Source organism: Bombilactobacillus sp. ESL1197, from assembly GCF_058107145.1.
In genome coordinates this window covers 456,506-469,963 of the sequence record NZ_JBYLTY010000001.1, presented here as the reverse complement: position 1 = coordinate 469,963, position 13,458 = coordinate 456,506, and the positions used below count along the sequence as shown (strand labels likewise).

Here is a 13,458-nt window from a genome sequence, read left to right as displayed (position 1 = left end):
ACTTGGAGCGCTAGATCAATACTGCGACCAGCAGCGCTTAGAAGTTGAGTATAGCCTAGATAAAGGACTTAAGTTTTGGTTTGTAAACTTGAGGACTTTAGCGTAGCTAGACGCAAACTTCTGATGCTGGGAGCGCTAATTAACACACTGCGACAAAGGCTGTTCAGAAACTGAGCACTAACCTAGACTACGACTAAAGTTGGTTTAGGCTTTAGTTCTTAGGCGTAGTTAGGCACAAGTTTCTTGCCTTTGGAGCGCTGGATCAATATTACGACAAAGGCTAAGAACTAATAAACACACTGCACTTCATATCGCTTAACGACCAAATATTTTTACACAATAAAAAAACCAGCTACAATTGCCGCTGGTTAACTTAATTATTTATTGAATTGGTTTTAGTTAATTGCCCGCACACCAAATGATGGATAGAAGTAACCAGAAATTGTGGAAACTTGAACACCTTGACCAGGTTGTGGAGCATGAATGTATTGATTATTACCAATGTATAAACCAACATGATAAGAATTACCTTGTGAACCCCAGAAAACTAAGTCACCAGGTTGTAAATTATTCACAGAAACCTTCGGACCAGCACTTTCTTGCGCCACTGTGTAACCACCAATATCGACACCCAAAGCTTGTTTAAAGACATAATACATTAAGCCAGAGCAATCAAAGGAATTTGGTCCTTTAGCACCCCAAACGTAAGGCTTACCGCCTTGGATTTGTGCCATGTTAATTACTTTTTGAACTTTCGCATTCCGGGCTTCTGTCATGTCTGTAACATCATTAGCCGGAATCCAATCATTTTGACCTAAGTTATACCATTGACCATCAGCACTAATTTGTGTCACAGCCCAAGAAGATCCGTTCGAAACATATTGTCCAGTTAAAGTGCCAGCATTATTTGGTTGGCTCCGCAAACCGACTTGATCATTGCTAGTAACAGTCACGCCATCACCAACATTAGCAGCTTGTGCGTCTTGATTATGATTTAAAAATGTAGAAGTAGAAATACCAATAACACCTGCAGCAATTAAACTAAGAAAATGTTTTTTAGAAATCATGAAAATTGTTCGCCTCCGAGAATAAGTAACAAGTTATTTTTACGAGAATTGATTTGAATTTAATTTGGAAATAACTTAACAATCAAAATAGTACACTTCTTACATTGCAATCATGTTACAAACAAACAAACAAACCGTTACAAATCCCGAATTTTATGACATCTTTGTAATCAATTGATCAATGGTCTGCTTTAATTGGGGCCAAGCATCATTGGTCAAAACCAGTGCTGTACCTTTTAAAGCCTTCGGCAGTTGCAAGTCACGCGCAAATTCTTGACTGGTTAACCGCTGGTGAATCGCTGCCGTTTGATCTCCACGCTGCAACAGCCGTTGCTGTAAAACTTGCCGATCAGCAGTTATAAACCAAATGACTACTTGCTGGGGATAAGCTTTTAAATACGTTAAAGCACCTTTAGTGTCTAAAACGATACTAACTATCTCAGCTTTCGCAAAAGCCCGCTGTAAGCCCTGGCGCGAAGAGCCATATTGATGGTGAGCATATGTAACTTGTTCTAGATAATCATTTAAGAGAAAACTCTGGGGCGTCTCAAAATAGTAATCCACCCCATTTTGCTCGTTAACGCGTTGCGGACGCGTCGTATGCGTTACAACACTCGGAATTTGGTATGCTTGCGTCAAATAATGACTGACGGTCGTCTTCCCTACACCGCTCGCACCGGTAATAACAATAATCTTTTTCATTAATTTACTCCTTTTAAATTGTTCAATTAAAGAACCCAGGCCAAAAGTAAGCCTTATTTTTATCGTTCCAACTTCCAATTAACGACCGGATAATCCTTCTTTGGCAACTATCTGTGGTAAGATAGTACTTAAGAATTCTACCGACCAGGAATTCTGGTAGCTCTAACTTTTTAAGCTACTGTTGCTTGATAGTGCTCAACCTTTGGCGTACAGCCTTTCTAATAATTTTACCAAAATGGGAAAAACACCAAGCTTGGCGCACTATCAATGGTCTTCGCTTAAACTCAAAACCAACTCCACGTTTAATTAGTCCAGGAGGAACTACACATGAAAATTGCCAATATTAAAGTCGGCGACAAATTACAAGGTTCAGTCGAAGAAGATTTAGAAAAGCCCTTCGTTGGCACAGTTGAAAAGATCTATACCAATGCCGTTTTATTAGACATTGAAGACTTTGATCCACAAGATAGTGATAACGTCGTTGAACTGAACCATAAAATTGTGATTAATGCTCAAAATTTGAAAAAGCTGCCCAAAAAAGCAGCTAAATAAATAACCATAAGAAAAGTTCCTCAATTTGACTCATAAATAGTCATTGAGGAACTTTTTTAATCCAATGTTTTAACAAAAGTGGTTCCAGGAATACGAATCAATGCATAATCCGTCGCGACATTACCGGCATGAACGCCTAAGCCGTTGCGCCAGTTATTCTTATAATGAGCCACCATCATCATCACATATGCTTGCTGATATTTTTGATCATAGCGTTTCGTATTTGGCCACGGATAGTTCTTCGCGTTTAAACTAGCTGATTGATTACCATCTAAAACTGAGGCATTATTGCCCGGAATACTGTACTTAGCTCCTTGGACCCAATAATTATAATACTTAACCGTTTTTTTATTGTCTGCTGACTTAACTTCTACATAATAACCTTGACCATTCTTGGTCTGCATCACTAGAGGTTTAACCGTATAGCTCAATTGAACGCGCTGTGTATCTTTCACATCAACTTTATCTAAAAAAGTCATATAAAACATAAAGCCCACTAACACAAAAGCGCCAATAAACTCACAAAAATCCCAGCAGACATTGCCTAATGAGTGGTGCTTGCGGTGCACGACAATCATTTTTAAATGACGGCGTCGAATATCAAAGATAATCACCGCTACCAAACAAAAAACAATTAACCACGCGCCAACCCCTAATAAATTCCAGTTTAATTGCATCCTGCTTTCTCCAAACTCCAGATAAATTTAATTAGATTTATTATAGCTCACTTTCACACTGACTGCACTGTCCAAGTCTAGTGAAAACCTTCCGACCTACGTAACTGTCATCAGCGTAATTGAAAAAAACTTAATAAAAAAATTACTTGACTTATGCAGCGAACAAATGTTTTTTATTTTTTTCTTACCCAAAATCCAAGCCTGGCAACCACACTATCATGTGGTTCGATTTCGAATCAAACACAATATATTGTATTTTGACTAGTAGGGTTTTATAATTGGGCTCAGTTATTCCGATCAAAAGTTCCGCAGCAACAACTGGTTAACTAATGCCAGTACAACTCAACTGTGAAACTTTTAATCGAAAATTGATCGGTGCGCACTACCGTGATTTTTTCATCATTAAGGAGGTTTTTTCATGAATCAATCAGTAAAGATTTTTACCAAAGATGGCTGTATACAATGTAAAATGACCAAACGTTTTTTGAATGATCACCAAATTCAATTTGAAGAACATAACATTAATCAACAACCTCAGGCCTTAACTTACCTCAAACAGCAAGGATTTCAAAGCGTCCCCGTCGTGGTCACGGATAGTCAGCCCCCGATCATTGGTTTTTGCCCGAGCGAATTGAAAGCACTGGTGCAATAATGCAAATTGCTTACTATACAATTACTGGTCAAACCCGCCGTTTTATTCAAAAAGTTAAGCTACCTGCTTACGAGATTAGTGATGCTAATCCTTATCACGCCATGAACGGTCCGTACTTGTTAGCTGTGCCCGCTTATGACGACAATATGATGGATGCAGTCATTGACTTTTTAGGTTTTCAAAATAACGCCCAACAATTAGTCGGTGTCGTCGGCAGTGGTAATCGCAACTTCAATGAACTCTACATTCATACTGCCAAAGATATCGCTGCTGGCTTAGGTGTCCCCGTTGTTTTCGATTATGAATTTAACGGCACCGCGGCCGATGTTAAAAATTTCAGGAAAGTAGTGGAGCAACTTGAGTCTAAACAACATTGATATCGCTAAAGTTAATTACTTTAAGCTAAATAACGAATTAAATATTCCGGTTAACGGACAGATCCCTTTAGATCGTGACCAAGCCGCACTCCAGGCTTTCTGGCAAGAAAATGTTCAACCTAATCTGAAAATGGAACCCGATATATTAAGCCAGTTACAAAAGTTAGTGCAAGCTGATTATTTAGAAGCAGCTTTTTTAAAGCAGTACTCGCCAGCTTTTATTAAAGAACTTTACCAATATTTGCTGCAACAGCATTTTCAGTTTAAATCCTTTATGGCTGCTTACAAATTTTACAATCAGTATGCGTTAAAAACCAACGATGGTGCCTACTATCTAGAAAATTATGAACTCCGGGTGTTAAATAATGCTTTATATTTTGCAGACGGTGATGAGCAACTCGCACACCAATTAGCTGATGAAATGATTCATCAACGTTATCAGCCCGCCACGCCTTCGTTTTTAAATGCGGGTAAAAAGCGCCGTGGCGAGTTTGTTTCGTGCTTTTTAATCCAAATAACTGACGACATGAATTCCATCGGTCGTAACATCAACAGTGCATTACAATTGTCGCGCATTGGCGGCGGTGTGGGTATTACCTTGTCTAATTTGCGAGAAGCTGGCGCCCCTATCAAAGGGGTCGAAGGTGTTTCGAGCGGTGTTTTACCCGTGATGAAATTATTGGAAGATAGTTTTAGTTACAGTAATCAATTAGGGCAGCGTCAAGGAGCAGGAGCTGTTTATCTCAACGTTTTTCATCCCGATATTTTAGACTTTTTGTCTGCTAAAAAAGAAAATGCAGACGAAAAAATCCGTGTCAAAACCCTCTCCTTAGGCATTATTGTCCCTGATAAATTTTATGAATTAGTGCGCCAAGACGCGCCAATGTATTTATTCAGTCCTTACAGTGTGGAACGTGAATACCACCAGCCCTTTTCTTACGTTGACATTACTCAAGAGTATGACAAGTTAGTGGCTAATCCCAAAATCAAAAAATATCAGATTAGAGCACGTGATTTAGAGCTAGAAATTAGTAAATTACAACAAGAATCTGGCTATCCTTATATTCTAAATATTGATACCGCCAATCGCCAAAATCCGGTAGCGGGCAAAATTATTATGAGTAACCTGTGCTCCGAAATTCAACAAGTCCAAACACCATCTTTATTAAATGACAAACAAGACTACGTGCAATTAGGTCAAGATGTCAGTTGTAATCTTGGTTCGACGAATATTCCCCAATTAATGACTAGTCCAGACTTTGGTCAATCCGTGCGCGTCATGACCCGTGCTTTGACTTTTGTCTCCGATCATTCACGAATTGACGCCGTACCGTCGATTAAACACGGTAACGAGTTGAACCACGCCATCGGCTTAGGGGCGATGGGGTTGCATACTTTCTTAGCAACTCACCAGATTGAGTATGGCTCACCACAAGCCCTCGAATTTACCAGCGTTTATTTTATGCTCTTAAATTATTGGACTTTGGTCGAAAGCAATCAGATTGCCCGTGAACGACACAGTATGTTTCACGATTTTGCCAAATCCAAGTACGCTGACGGTTCTTATTTTGCGAAATATACGCAGCGCTCCTTTGCACCGCAAGATCCCCAGGTGCAAGCTTTATTTAAAGATATTTTTATTCCTACTCAAAAAGACTGGCAATTATTACAACATAAAGTCCAAGCGACTGGTTTGTACAATGCCTACCGCTTAGCCGTGGCTCCTACGGGTTCAATTTCTTATATTGATGATACTAGTGCCAGTTTGCAACCAATTACCTGGTTAGTGGAAGAACGCCAAGAAAAAAAGAACGGCAAATTATATTTCCCAGCACCACATCTGACTAACGATACTATTCCTTACTATCGTTCTGCCTATGATACCGATATGCGCAAAGTCATCGACACCTACGCCGCTGCGCAAGAGCATGTCGATCAAGGCTTAAGTCTCACTTTGTTTATTCGTTCCAGCATTCCGGAAGGTATGTACGAATGGAAAACGCCCGCTGAGGAGAATAAACAAACCACCAGAGATTTAACTATTTTGCGTAATTATGCCTATTACAAAGGGATTAAATCACTTTATTACGTGCGTACCTTTACCGATGATAACTCAGAAATTGGCGTAAATGAATGTGAAAGCTGTTCAATCTAACAAGTTGTGACAAGAAGCGTTTAACAGTTGCGGATAATCTGTCAAATTAAGTACTATGCTGAGATTCTCTGGAACTATTATTCTAAGAAGGGATTTATTATGGCGAAAACATATTATCAAGCAATTAATTGGAACCAAATTGAAGACCAAGTTGATAAGGCCACTTGGGAAAAATTAACCGAACAATTTTGGTTGGATACGCGCATTCCGCTATCCAATGATCGTGATGACTGGCGTGAATTAAGTGCTGTAGAACATACTGTCGTCGGTCATGTTTTTGGTGGTTTGACTTTACTGGATACCTTACAATCACAAGATGGAGCTGCCGTTTTACGACAAGATGCGCGCACTCCCGAAGAAATTGCTGTTTTCAACAATATTCAGTTTATGGAATCAGTTCATGCTAAAAGTTACTCATCAATCTTTAGTACGTTAAATACTGCCGAAGAAATTGAAGAAATTTTTGATTGGACGAATCATAATGAATTTTTGCAAAAAAAGGCCTACATCATTAATAATTTGTACCAAAACGGTGATCCTCTGCAAAAGAAAGTCGCATCCGTCTTTTTAGAAACTTTTCTCTTCTACTCTGGCTTTTATACACCGCTTTATTATCTAGGTAATAATAAGTTAACCAATGTGGCCGAAATTATTAAACTGATTATCCGCGATGAATCTGTGCATGGTACTTATATCGGCTACAAGTTCCAGCTAGGCTTTCAAGAATTATCCGAAGCAGAGCAAAGTAAGTTCCAAGATTGGATGTATGATTTACTGTATCAACTGTACGATAATGAAGAAAAGTATACTGCTCAACTCTATGATGAAATTGGCTGGACCCAGGAAGTTAACTGTTTCTTACGCTATAATGCCAACAAAGCTTTAATGAACCTTGGCCAAAACCCCTTGTTTGCGGACGGTAATGCAGAAAATGTAAACCCAATTGTAATGAATGGGATTTCTACCGGCACTAATAATCACGACTTCTTTTCCCAAGTCGGCAATGGCTATCTTTTAGGCAAAGTCGCCGCAATGAAAGATTCTGATTACGAAATCGGACGCAATTAAAATTGTCATAAGAAACTACCGACTTATACTTTCGGTGCATAAAATGTTCGTATCAATACGAGCATTTTTTTATTTCAGCTTTACACCATATCGCAGGGCAAAAGATGATTAATTTAAAAAATTTCCACCCCGTAACTGAACAAATTTTCAACATACAAGAAATAAAACCAAATATAAAATAATCAATTATTGCGTAATTAATTATTTGTCAAAATTATTTTGATAATTTTGACTGCTTTTTAAAAAGGTACAATAATTCATAAACGATTGAACATTGAACTATGATAGCGCTTTAGTTATAATGAGTTTGCTAACAAGGAGGTTAACAAAATGACTTTAATTACTCATCCAGCTATTCAAACCATCAAAGTAGAACAAATTCTCAATGCTTTATGCGAACCCCTACGTTTACAAATTATTGCATCATTAAAGCAAAATGGTGAAACCCCTTGCTGTGAGTTCGACTATTTAGGCAAAAAAAATAATCTCTCACATCATTTAAAAGTCCTCCGTGAAAATGGTTTAATTCACGTGCGCATCGACGGTCGACAACGTTTCATTAGTTTGCGCAAATCTGAATTAGAACAAAAATTTCCTCATTTAATTGATACTATTATCTATAGCTACTTATGTAATATTTAAAGTAATCGAAAAAGAGGAGTCCTCAAAAGTTAGACACTTTTAAGCACTTCTCTTTTTTTGTTGCCAGTATTAATCAATCGTTCATCTACCGATTAGCTAGATAACCGCCGATCATCGCAAAAGCTAAAATTACTAAAACTAAAGTAGTAATAGCTACATATAAATAATCATGTTCCTTAAAGAAAGCATAAATGGAAACGACCACACGTAACACGGGGGTTAAAATCAATAAAAAGACACCTAACATCATCACGGCAAAAGGTTTGAATTGAATGATGCCCTGATAAATCGCACTAAAGGTGGTTGGATGACTCTGCCCTGGATAACCACTATTACCTTGAATTAACATCATCACAATCCCTAAAGCCATCACAATGACGGAAATAATTACCCCAACACGCAAAATTTTACCAATGATTAATTCAATATCCTGCATCTCATCTTTTTTCATTTAAATGTTCACCCCAAATCCTTTTAAGAACATTTGTAAACCTAAGTACAATAAAATTGGAATAAAGATAATCCGGATTACTTTCGGATGTAAATGCTGCATAATGCGACTACCAATCATCGCGCCAAAGACCACTCCTAAGGCTAATGGCACCGCAATATTTGGTAAAATCGTTCCGTTAAAGAAGTACACCGTCGCACTGGCCGCCGCAGTCACGCCCATCATTAAATTACTGGTAGCACTAGACGGCTTGAGTGGCATCTTCATAATGTTATCCATCGCAATCACTTTAAAAGCACCACTCCCAATGCCTAATAAGCCACTGGCAATGCCGGCAGCTAACATCATCAAGAAACCACCCGGAACATTTTTGACTTGATAGTCCACTGGCTTTTGTAAAGCCTTATCATAGTAGCTACCATTTAGTCGTAATTTTTGCGATAAATAATCCGGTTGTACCTCTTGGTCACTTTTAGCAGACTTTTTATTCATGAGCTTTTTAATCATGTTGTAGCAAGATTGGAATAACAAAAAGCTAAATAAGACATATAAAACTGCTTTGGGGATAATCCCATTTAAAGCCGCACCAGTTACCGCACCGACTGTCGTTGCAATTTCTAAGAACATGGCAACCCGTAAGTTCAACATTTCATCCTTTAAAAACGAAATGGTCGCTCCGGAACTGGTAGCAATGACGACGATAATACTGGCCCCAATCGCGTACTTAATATCTAAGCCCATCGCGATCGTCAAAATTGGTGTGACAATCATGCCACCACCAATACCTAAGATTGAGCCTAAAGTTCCCGCTAATAAACCCGTAATCAACATTATTAATAAATTACTTGTCGTAATCATGATTTCTTTGCAGCCTCTTTTGTTTGAGTTTGATTAGTAATCGCCTGTCGACATTGATCAATAATTAGTTGCACAATGGCAGCTTGTTGTTGCTGTAAGTCCGCAGCATCCGTGGCCACTTGATCAATCCGTAAGTGGGAAGCATTAATAAATTCACAGCTCGTCACTAAGTAAAACGCTAATTCTACTTGTTCGTCCCGATCAAAAAAATGACTCACTTTGGCAGCGTCTTGCCACGGCAAGTTTAAAGGACTGAGTTGTAAATTACAAACCACCGGAAAGCCTAATCCTTCAATGGTTAACTCCCCTTGCGCTAAATAACCACCATTTACTGCTTCTTCCAGTTGCTGGGTTAATTGCTGAAGCGCTAGCGTTACTTTACTGGCGGCTAAACGCTTCGTTAATTTAATCGTTTGCTGAAAAGTTTGATATTCTGCGTTCGCAATTTTATCTTGAAATTGCTGAATTGTCATTTTCATATAATAACCCTCTTTAATAATCAAAATTATTATATTACTGTGCCACGCTAGTTGCAATTATCACTATCTTAGATAGATTAACCTAGCTGGTTTGATTGTTCAGTACTCATTTAAATTAATTTTGTATGAATAAGTCAATAAAGTTCTCATACTCTTTTCACTTATGATCTAGTTTGTGCTATGATATAGGCTTAAACAATTCGATTGTCATAGACCTAATAGGAGGATTTCTCATGACAGAAAAAAAGGCGCTCTCGCGCAGCCTATCAGCACGGCATGTCAGTATGATTGCCTTAGGCGGAACCATTGGTACCGGTTTATTTTTGGGTTCAGGCGAATCCATTCATAAAGCTGGACCATTAATTTTGGTAATTTATCTTTTAACAGGCGCGTTTGTTTTTTTAATGATGCGCGCGCTCGGAGAATTGCTCTTATCCGATACACATAAAATCATTTTTATTGATTTTATTAAAGAATATCTCGGTGATCGCTGGGGCTTTATCATGGGCTGGACCTATTGGCTAGGCTGGTTAGTGATTGCCATGTCCGAATTGACTGCCGTGGGTAATTATATGCAGTTCTGGTTTCCCCATGTGCCGGCTTGGATTTGGGAATTAATCTTTTTAGGTGCTTTATATCTTATTAATATCACGGCGGTTAAAGCTTTTGGTGAAACCGAGTTTTGGTTTGCGTTAATTAAAATCGTAGCCATCTTAGCGATTATTGCCGTGGCTGTGATCATGGTCTTATTTCATACCAAAACCAATCACGGTTACGTCGAATTTAGTAATTTGTGGCGCTTTGGTGCCACTTCTGGCAATCTGAAAGAAATTATTTCCGCCTTTCAAATGGCATTTTTCTCTTTCTTGGGTGTCGAATTTGTCGGTGTATCTGCCGCCGAAACTAAGGATCCCCAGGCGAATATTCCGCATGCGATTAATTCTGTCATTATGCGAATTTTGATTTTTTATATTGGCGCGTTAGCAGCCATCATGATCATTCAGCCCTGGACTGACTATAGCGCGGGGCACTCACCCTTTGTCCAAGTCTTTGGTGGGATTGGGATTAAGGCCGCAGCCGGCATTATCAATTTCGTCGTCTTAACGGCCGCCGCTTCGTCGTTAAACAGCTCCCTGTTTACTACAGGACGAATGTTATATTCCTTATGTAAACCGACTAGTTATTTTGCTAAACTCAACAAGAATCAAACACCTATGCGGGCCATTTCTTTTTCGACCTTATTAGTAGCAGCGGTCGTGATTGTTAATTATATTTTTCCTCAAGGTGCGTTTAAATTAATCACTTCCATTGCTTCAGCCGGCTTTTTAGTTATTTATATGTTCTTGATGGGCACCCACGCCAAGTACCGCCACTCTCAAAACTTTCAAACTAGCGAGCAGCACTTTTTAATGCCGGGTGCTCCAATTACTGATTATTTAACCATTATTTTTATGTTAATTATTTTTGGTATTTTACTATTCACTCCCGAAACGACTTGGACCACCATCGCTACCATTGGTTGGTTCATCGTTATTTATCTACTGAGTTTCAAAGCCGTAAAAAAGTAAAGCACCTAACAAGTGGCAAGTTTCGAATAATTTCGGAATTTTGCCACTTTTAATTATGTTAAACTAAAACTTGGAAAGTTAAGCTAAGGCAGTGGCTATTCCGAAAGGGAGTGGTGCTTATGGTGTAAAAACTGTAAACCCAGATCCTAAAGAAAGGAATAGCAAATTGTTTCATTTGAACGTCCACGATCTTTGCCAAATAATCAATACGATTATTGATGTGGCAAGTTTCGTTTGGATGGTCAAACAAAGCACAAAAAAGCTGAAATTATCCAGAAGATGAGTCAATTAGCGCAAACATTACCTGAATTTGAGATTTTATGTAGTATTCCTGGAATTAATGAATTAAGTGCTAATTTAATAATCGCCGAATTTAGTTTTTGTACCCTTAAGGATTTAGCAATCCTGTCAATCATTCATAATACAAAGGAGACTAATAATGGAAAACGCCAAAAATAAACAGACCGAAGCCAATAAGCGATGGCAAGAAAAAAATCGCGATCATACTAAATATTTAAGAAATCGATCAACTGCTAGGAGCTTTGTTAGAAAGTGGGCAACACTTGAAGATATTCAAGAATTGGAACAACTTATAGCAGAACGGAAAGAATTACTAAGCAAATAGACTTTAAAATGTGCTCTCATTGGTCGTTTGACAGACAGTTTCCATTTAAAGAGATTGAACTTGACAAATGTGGGCGCATTTTCCCATGATATTATATGTAGGTTGCGTCCCCGACACAGCAACAGTAGGGGGCGAAACTATTGTTTCAAAATATCCTAGCACCAATTATTGTTATTGACGCGAAATAAAAAGGCATCTAGTTACTGTCCAAGGAAACTAGGTGTCTTTTTTATTATTAAGTTGCGTAAAACTAATGTTTCAAAATATCCATATGCATTTTAACACAAATATCATATCAAACGCCGGCGCTGCTCTTTTTCAATTTAAACAATACCAGATTTAACCAAGAATTTCAGCTAACAGAAAAACTGCCACAAACAATTGTTACATAAAGAATTAAGCCTCTGCTTGATAAGCTAGTTGGCCATCTAAATAGGTAGCTTGCAATTTCATCTTTGGTGTTAACACGATGAAGTCAGCCGCGCGTCCTGGCAAAATAGCCCCGGCAGTTTGGTCAATGTGCACACTTTTGGCCGGTGTCGCAGCTGCCATTTGAATGGCCGCTTGCGGCGTTACCGTGTTCCAATCTACCAAATTTTTAATTGCATCATTCAATTTCAAAATGCTACCAGCCAAATTATGCGTTTCATCTTTCAACCGCGCCGTACCATCAGCCACAACAACGGGTAATTCTCCCAACATGTAATCCCCATCGGGCATTAAACCGGCTGACATACAATCCGTCACCAACACTACGTGTTCGGGCGATTTTTGTTTAATTAAAATTGCAGCCGCATTAGGATGAACATGGTGACCATCACAAATTAATTCAGCATTAACGTTGTTTAAACTCATGGCTGCTCCAACCATGCCCGGTTGACGATGATTCAAGCCACTCATGCCGTTATACGTATGAGTAAATGTTGTGGCTCCCGCTTCCACGCAAGCTTTGGCTTGCTCAAAAGTGGCAGATGAGTGCCCTAATGCCACGACTACTCCCGTTTGACTCACAGTACGCGTGAATTCGACCGCGCCTTGGCGTTCCGGAGCGATGGTAATTTGGCGCAACAAACCTTGAGCGGCATCTTGCCAATCGTTAAACGTATCAACATCCGGATCGCCAAAGTATTTCGGGTTTTGAGCCCCTTTATGTTCCGGCGTAAAGAACGGGCCTTCAAAATTAATGCCCGCAATTTTAGCACCCGAAATTTGTTGATAATTTTGCGCGATGGTTTGACAAATAGCCGTTAATTCCGCTTTAGAACCGGTAATTGTTGTAGGTAACCACGAAGTAACCCCACACTTTAACAAAGCTTGCGCCATGGCTTCTAAACCGACCGGATCATTGTCCATCACATCGTGACCCGCCAGTCCATGAATATGCGTATCAATTAATCCCGGCGCAATCCACTGCTGGTCGTAATCAAGAATCTCGCCTTCTGGACGTTGGTCTTCTGGCAAGTACTGACCAAAGGTGCCGTCAGCATTAATCGCTAAATAACCACCATTTTCAGTCGTATTTTTCAAAAAAAACTTGGCTGCGTGAATATATTTCATTGACTTAAACCTCCATTTGCTTGCCTTA

The 13,458-nt window shown here is 39.0% G+C and carries 16 protein-coding genes; 9 read left to right on the top strand and 7 right to left on the bottom strand.

Going from position 1 to position 13,458, the window contains the following annotated elements:
* Window positions 1-395 precede the first annotated feature (395 nt).
* The gene (locus AC3B6B_RS01930) at window positions 396-1,067 is read right to left on the bottom strand and encodes a C40 family peptidase (protein WP_489757024.1); all 672 of its coding nucleotides are present in this window, start codon (window positions 1,065-1,067) and stop codon (window positions 396-398) included.
* 153 nt (window positions 1,068-1,220) lie between these two features.
* Window positions 1,221-1,769: an AAA family ATPase gene (locus tag AC3B6B_RS01925; RefSeq protein WP_489757023.1), complete on the bottom strand. Its 549-nt coding sequence runs from the start codon at window positions 1,767-1,769 to the stop codon at window positions 1,221-1,223.
* Between the two features lie 327 nt (window positions 1,770-2,096).
* On the opposite strand from AC3B6B_RS01925, the gene AC3B6B_RS01920 reads away from it, so the two are divergent.
* Window positions 2,097-2,321, top strand: coding sequence for a DUF2187 domain-containing protein (locus AC3B6B_RS01920; RefSeq protein WP_489757022.1), 225 nt, complete (start codon window positions 2,097-2,099; stop codon window positions 2,319-2,321).
* A gap of 56 nt (window positions 2,322-2,377) precedes the next feature.
* On the opposite strand, the gene AC3B6B_RS01915 is transcribed toward AC3B6B_RS01920, so the two are convergent.
* The gene (locus AC3B6B_RS01915; protein WP_489757021.1) at window positions 2,378-2,998 is read right to left on the bottom strand and encodes an LVIS_2131 family protein; all 621 of its coding nucleotides are present in this window, start codon (window positions 2,996-2,998) and stop codon (window positions 2,378-2,380) included.
* A 418-nt stretch (window positions 2,999-3,416) separates the two neighbouring features.
* Between AC3B6B_RS01915 and nrdH the strand changes: the two genes are divergently transcribed.
* From nrdH to AC3B6B_RS01890, 5 genes are all read left to right on the top strand, one after another.
* Window positions 3,417-3,650: a glutaredoxin-like protein NrdH gene (nrdH, locus tag AC3B6B_RS01910; protein ID WP_489757020.1), complete on the top strand. Its 234-nt coding sequence runs from the start codon at window positions 3,417-3,419 to the stop codon at window positions 3,648-3,650.
* The gene (nrdI, locus tag AC3B6B_RS01905; protein ID WP_489757019.1) at window positions 3,650-4,027 is read left to right on the top strand and encodes a class Ib ribonucleoside-diphosphate reductase assembly flavoprotein NrdI; all 378 of its coding nucleotides are present in this window, start codon (window positions 3,650-3,652) and stop codon (window positions 4,025-4,027) included. Before nrdH ends, nrdI begins: the two co-directional genes overlap by 1 nt.
* On the top strand, window positions 4,008-6,182 hold the full coding sequence (gene nrdE, locus AC3B6B_RS01900; RefSeq protein WP_489757018.1) for a class 1b ribonucleoside-diphosphate reductase subunit alpha: 2,175 nt from the start codon (window positions 4,008-4,010) through the stop codon (window positions 6,180-6,182). Before nrdI ends, nrdE begins: the two co-directional genes overlap by 20 nt.
* Window positions 6,183-6,281: 99 nt before the next feature.
* Entirely contained in the window at window positions 6,282-7,250 is a 969-nt protein-coding gene (nrdF, locus tag AC3B6B_RS01895) for a class 1b ribonucleoside-diphosphate reductase subunit beta (protein WP_489757017.1), read from the top strand.
* Between the two features lie 330 nt (window positions 7,251-7,580).
* On the top strand, window positions 7,581-7,892 hold the full coding sequence (locus AC3B6B_RS01890; protein ID WP_489757016.1) for an ArsR/SmtB family transcription factor: 312 nt from the start codon (window positions 7,581-7,583) through the stop codon (window positions 7,890-7,892).
* Window positions 7,893-7,977: 85 nt separating this feature from the next.
* On the opposite strand, the gene AC3B6B_RS01885 is transcribed toward AC3B6B_RS01890, so the two are convergent.
* The 3 genes from AC3B6B_RS01885 to AC3B6B_RS01875 are packed head-to-tail and all read right to left on the bottom strand — an operon-like array spanning window position 7,978 to window position 9,680.
* The gene (locus AC3B6B_RS01885; RefSeq protein WP_489757015.1) at window positions 7,978-8,343 is read right to left on the bottom strand and encodes a DUF1634 domain-containing protein; all 366 of its coding nucleotides are present in this window, start codon (window positions 8,341-8,343) and stop codon (window positions 7,978-7,980) included.
* Complete coding sequence (locus tag AC3B6B_RS01880) at window positions 8,344-9,201, bottom strand: sulfite exporter TauE/SafE family protein (RefSeq protein ID WP_489757014.1); 858 nt, start codon at window positions 9,199-9,201, stop codon at window positions 8,344-8,346. It abuts the gene before it with no gap.
* A complete protein-coding gene (locus AC3B6B_RS01875) occupies window positions 9,198-9,680 on the bottom strand; it encodes a hypothetical protein (RefSeq protein ID WP_489757013.1) in 483 nt (160 codons plus the stop codon). The genes AC3B6B_RS01880 and AC3B6B_RS01875 overlap by 4 nt, the downstream gene beginning before the upstream one ends.
* A 233-nt stretch (window positions 9,681-9,913) precedes the next feature.
* Here AC3B6B_RS01875 and AC3B6B_RS01870 point away from each other — a divergent pair, with 233 nt between their 5' ends.
* The 3 genes from AC3B6B_RS01870 (at window position 9,914) to AC3B6B_RS01860 (ending at window position 11,873) form a co-directional block, all read left to right on the top strand.
* Complete coding sequence (locus tag AC3B6B_RS01870) at window positions 9,914-11,248, top strand: amino acid permease (RefSeq protein ID WP_489757012.1); 1,335 nt, start codon at window positions 9,914-9,916, stop codon at window positions 11,246-11,248.
* Between the two features lie 234 nt (window positions 11,249-11,482).
* Window positions 11,483-11,707: a hypothetical protein gene (locus AC3B6B_RS01865; protein WP_489757719.1), complete on the top strand. Its 225-nt coding sequence runs from the start codon at window positions 11,483-11,485 to the stop codon at window positions 11,705-11,707.
* Complete coding sequence (locus tag AC3B6B_RS01860) at window positions 11,688-11,873, top strand: hypothetical protein (protein WP_489757011.1); 186 nt, start codon at window positions 11,688-11,690, stop codon at window positions 11,871-11,873. Before AC3B6B_RS01865 ends, AC3B6B_RS01860 begins: the two co-directional genes overlap by 20 nt.
* 396 nt (window positions 11,874-12,269) lie before the next feature.
* Here the strand turns inward: AC3B6B_RS01860 and nagA are convergent, their stop codons facing one another.
* Window positions 12,270-13,430 (bottom strand): N-acetylglucosamine-6-phosphate deacetylase, encoded by a 1,161-nt coding sequence (gene nagA, locus AC3B6B_RS01855; RefSeq protein ID WP_489757010.1) that lies wholly within the window; start codon window positions 13,428-13,430, stop codon window positions 12,270-12,272.
* Window positions 13,431-13,458 lie beyond the last annotated feature (28 nt).

Coding starts and splice junctions, on each gene's coding strand:
- AC3B6B_RS01915 (WP_489757021.1), bottom strand. CDS start 2,998: ATGCAATTAAACTGGAATTTATTAGGGGTTGGCGCGTGGTTAATTGTT.
- nrdI (WP_489757019.1), top strand. CDS start 3,650: ATGCAAATTGCTTACTATACAATTACTGGTCAAACCCGCCGTTTTATT.
- nrdF (WP_489757017.1), top strand. CDS start 6,282: ATGGCGAAAACATATTATCAAGCAATTAATTGGAACCAAATTGAAGAC.
- AC3B6B_RS01885 (WP_489757015.1), bottom strand. CDS start 8,343: ATGAAAAAAGATGAGATGCAGGATATTGAATTAATCATTGGTAAAATT.
- nagA (WP_489757010.1), bottom strand. CDS start 13,430: ATGAAATATATTCACGCAGCCAAGTTTTTTTTGAAAAATACGACTGAA.
- AC3B6B_RS01925 (WP_489757023.1), bottom strand. CDS start 1,769: ATGAAAAAGATTATTGTTATTACCGGTGCGAGCGGTGTAGGGAAGACG.
- AC3B6B_RS01920 (WP_489757022.1), top strand. CDS start 2,097: ATGAAAATTGCCAATATTAAAGTCGGCGACAAATTACAAGGTTCAGTC.
- AC3B6B_RS01875 (WP_489757013.1), bottom strand. CDS start 9,680: ATGAAAATGACAATTCAGCAATTTCAAGATAAAATTGCGAACGCAGAA.
- AC3B6B_RS01930 (WP_489757024.1), bottom strand. CDS start 1,067: ATGATTTCTAAAAAACATTTTCTTAGTTTAATTGCTGCAGGTGTTATT.
- nrdH (WP_489757020.1), top strand. CDS start 3,417: ATGAATCAATCAGTAAAGATTTTTACCAAAGATGGCTGTATACAATGT.
- AC3B6B_RS01870 (WP_489757012.1), top strand. CDS start 9,914: ATGACAGAAAAAAAGGCGCTCTCGCGCAGCCTATCAGCACGGCATGTC.
- AC3B6B_RS01890 (WP_489757016.1), top strand. CDS start 7,581: ATGACTTTAATTACTCATCCAGCTATTCAAACCATCAAAGTAGAACAA.
- AC3B6B_RS01860 (WP_489757011.1), top strand. CDS start 11,688: ATGGAAAACGCCAAAAATAAACAGACCGAAGCCAATAAGCGATGGCAA.
- AC3B6B_RS01880 (WP_489757014.1), bottom strand. CDS start 9,201: ATGATTACGACAAGTAATTTATTAATAATGTTGATTACGGGTTTATTA.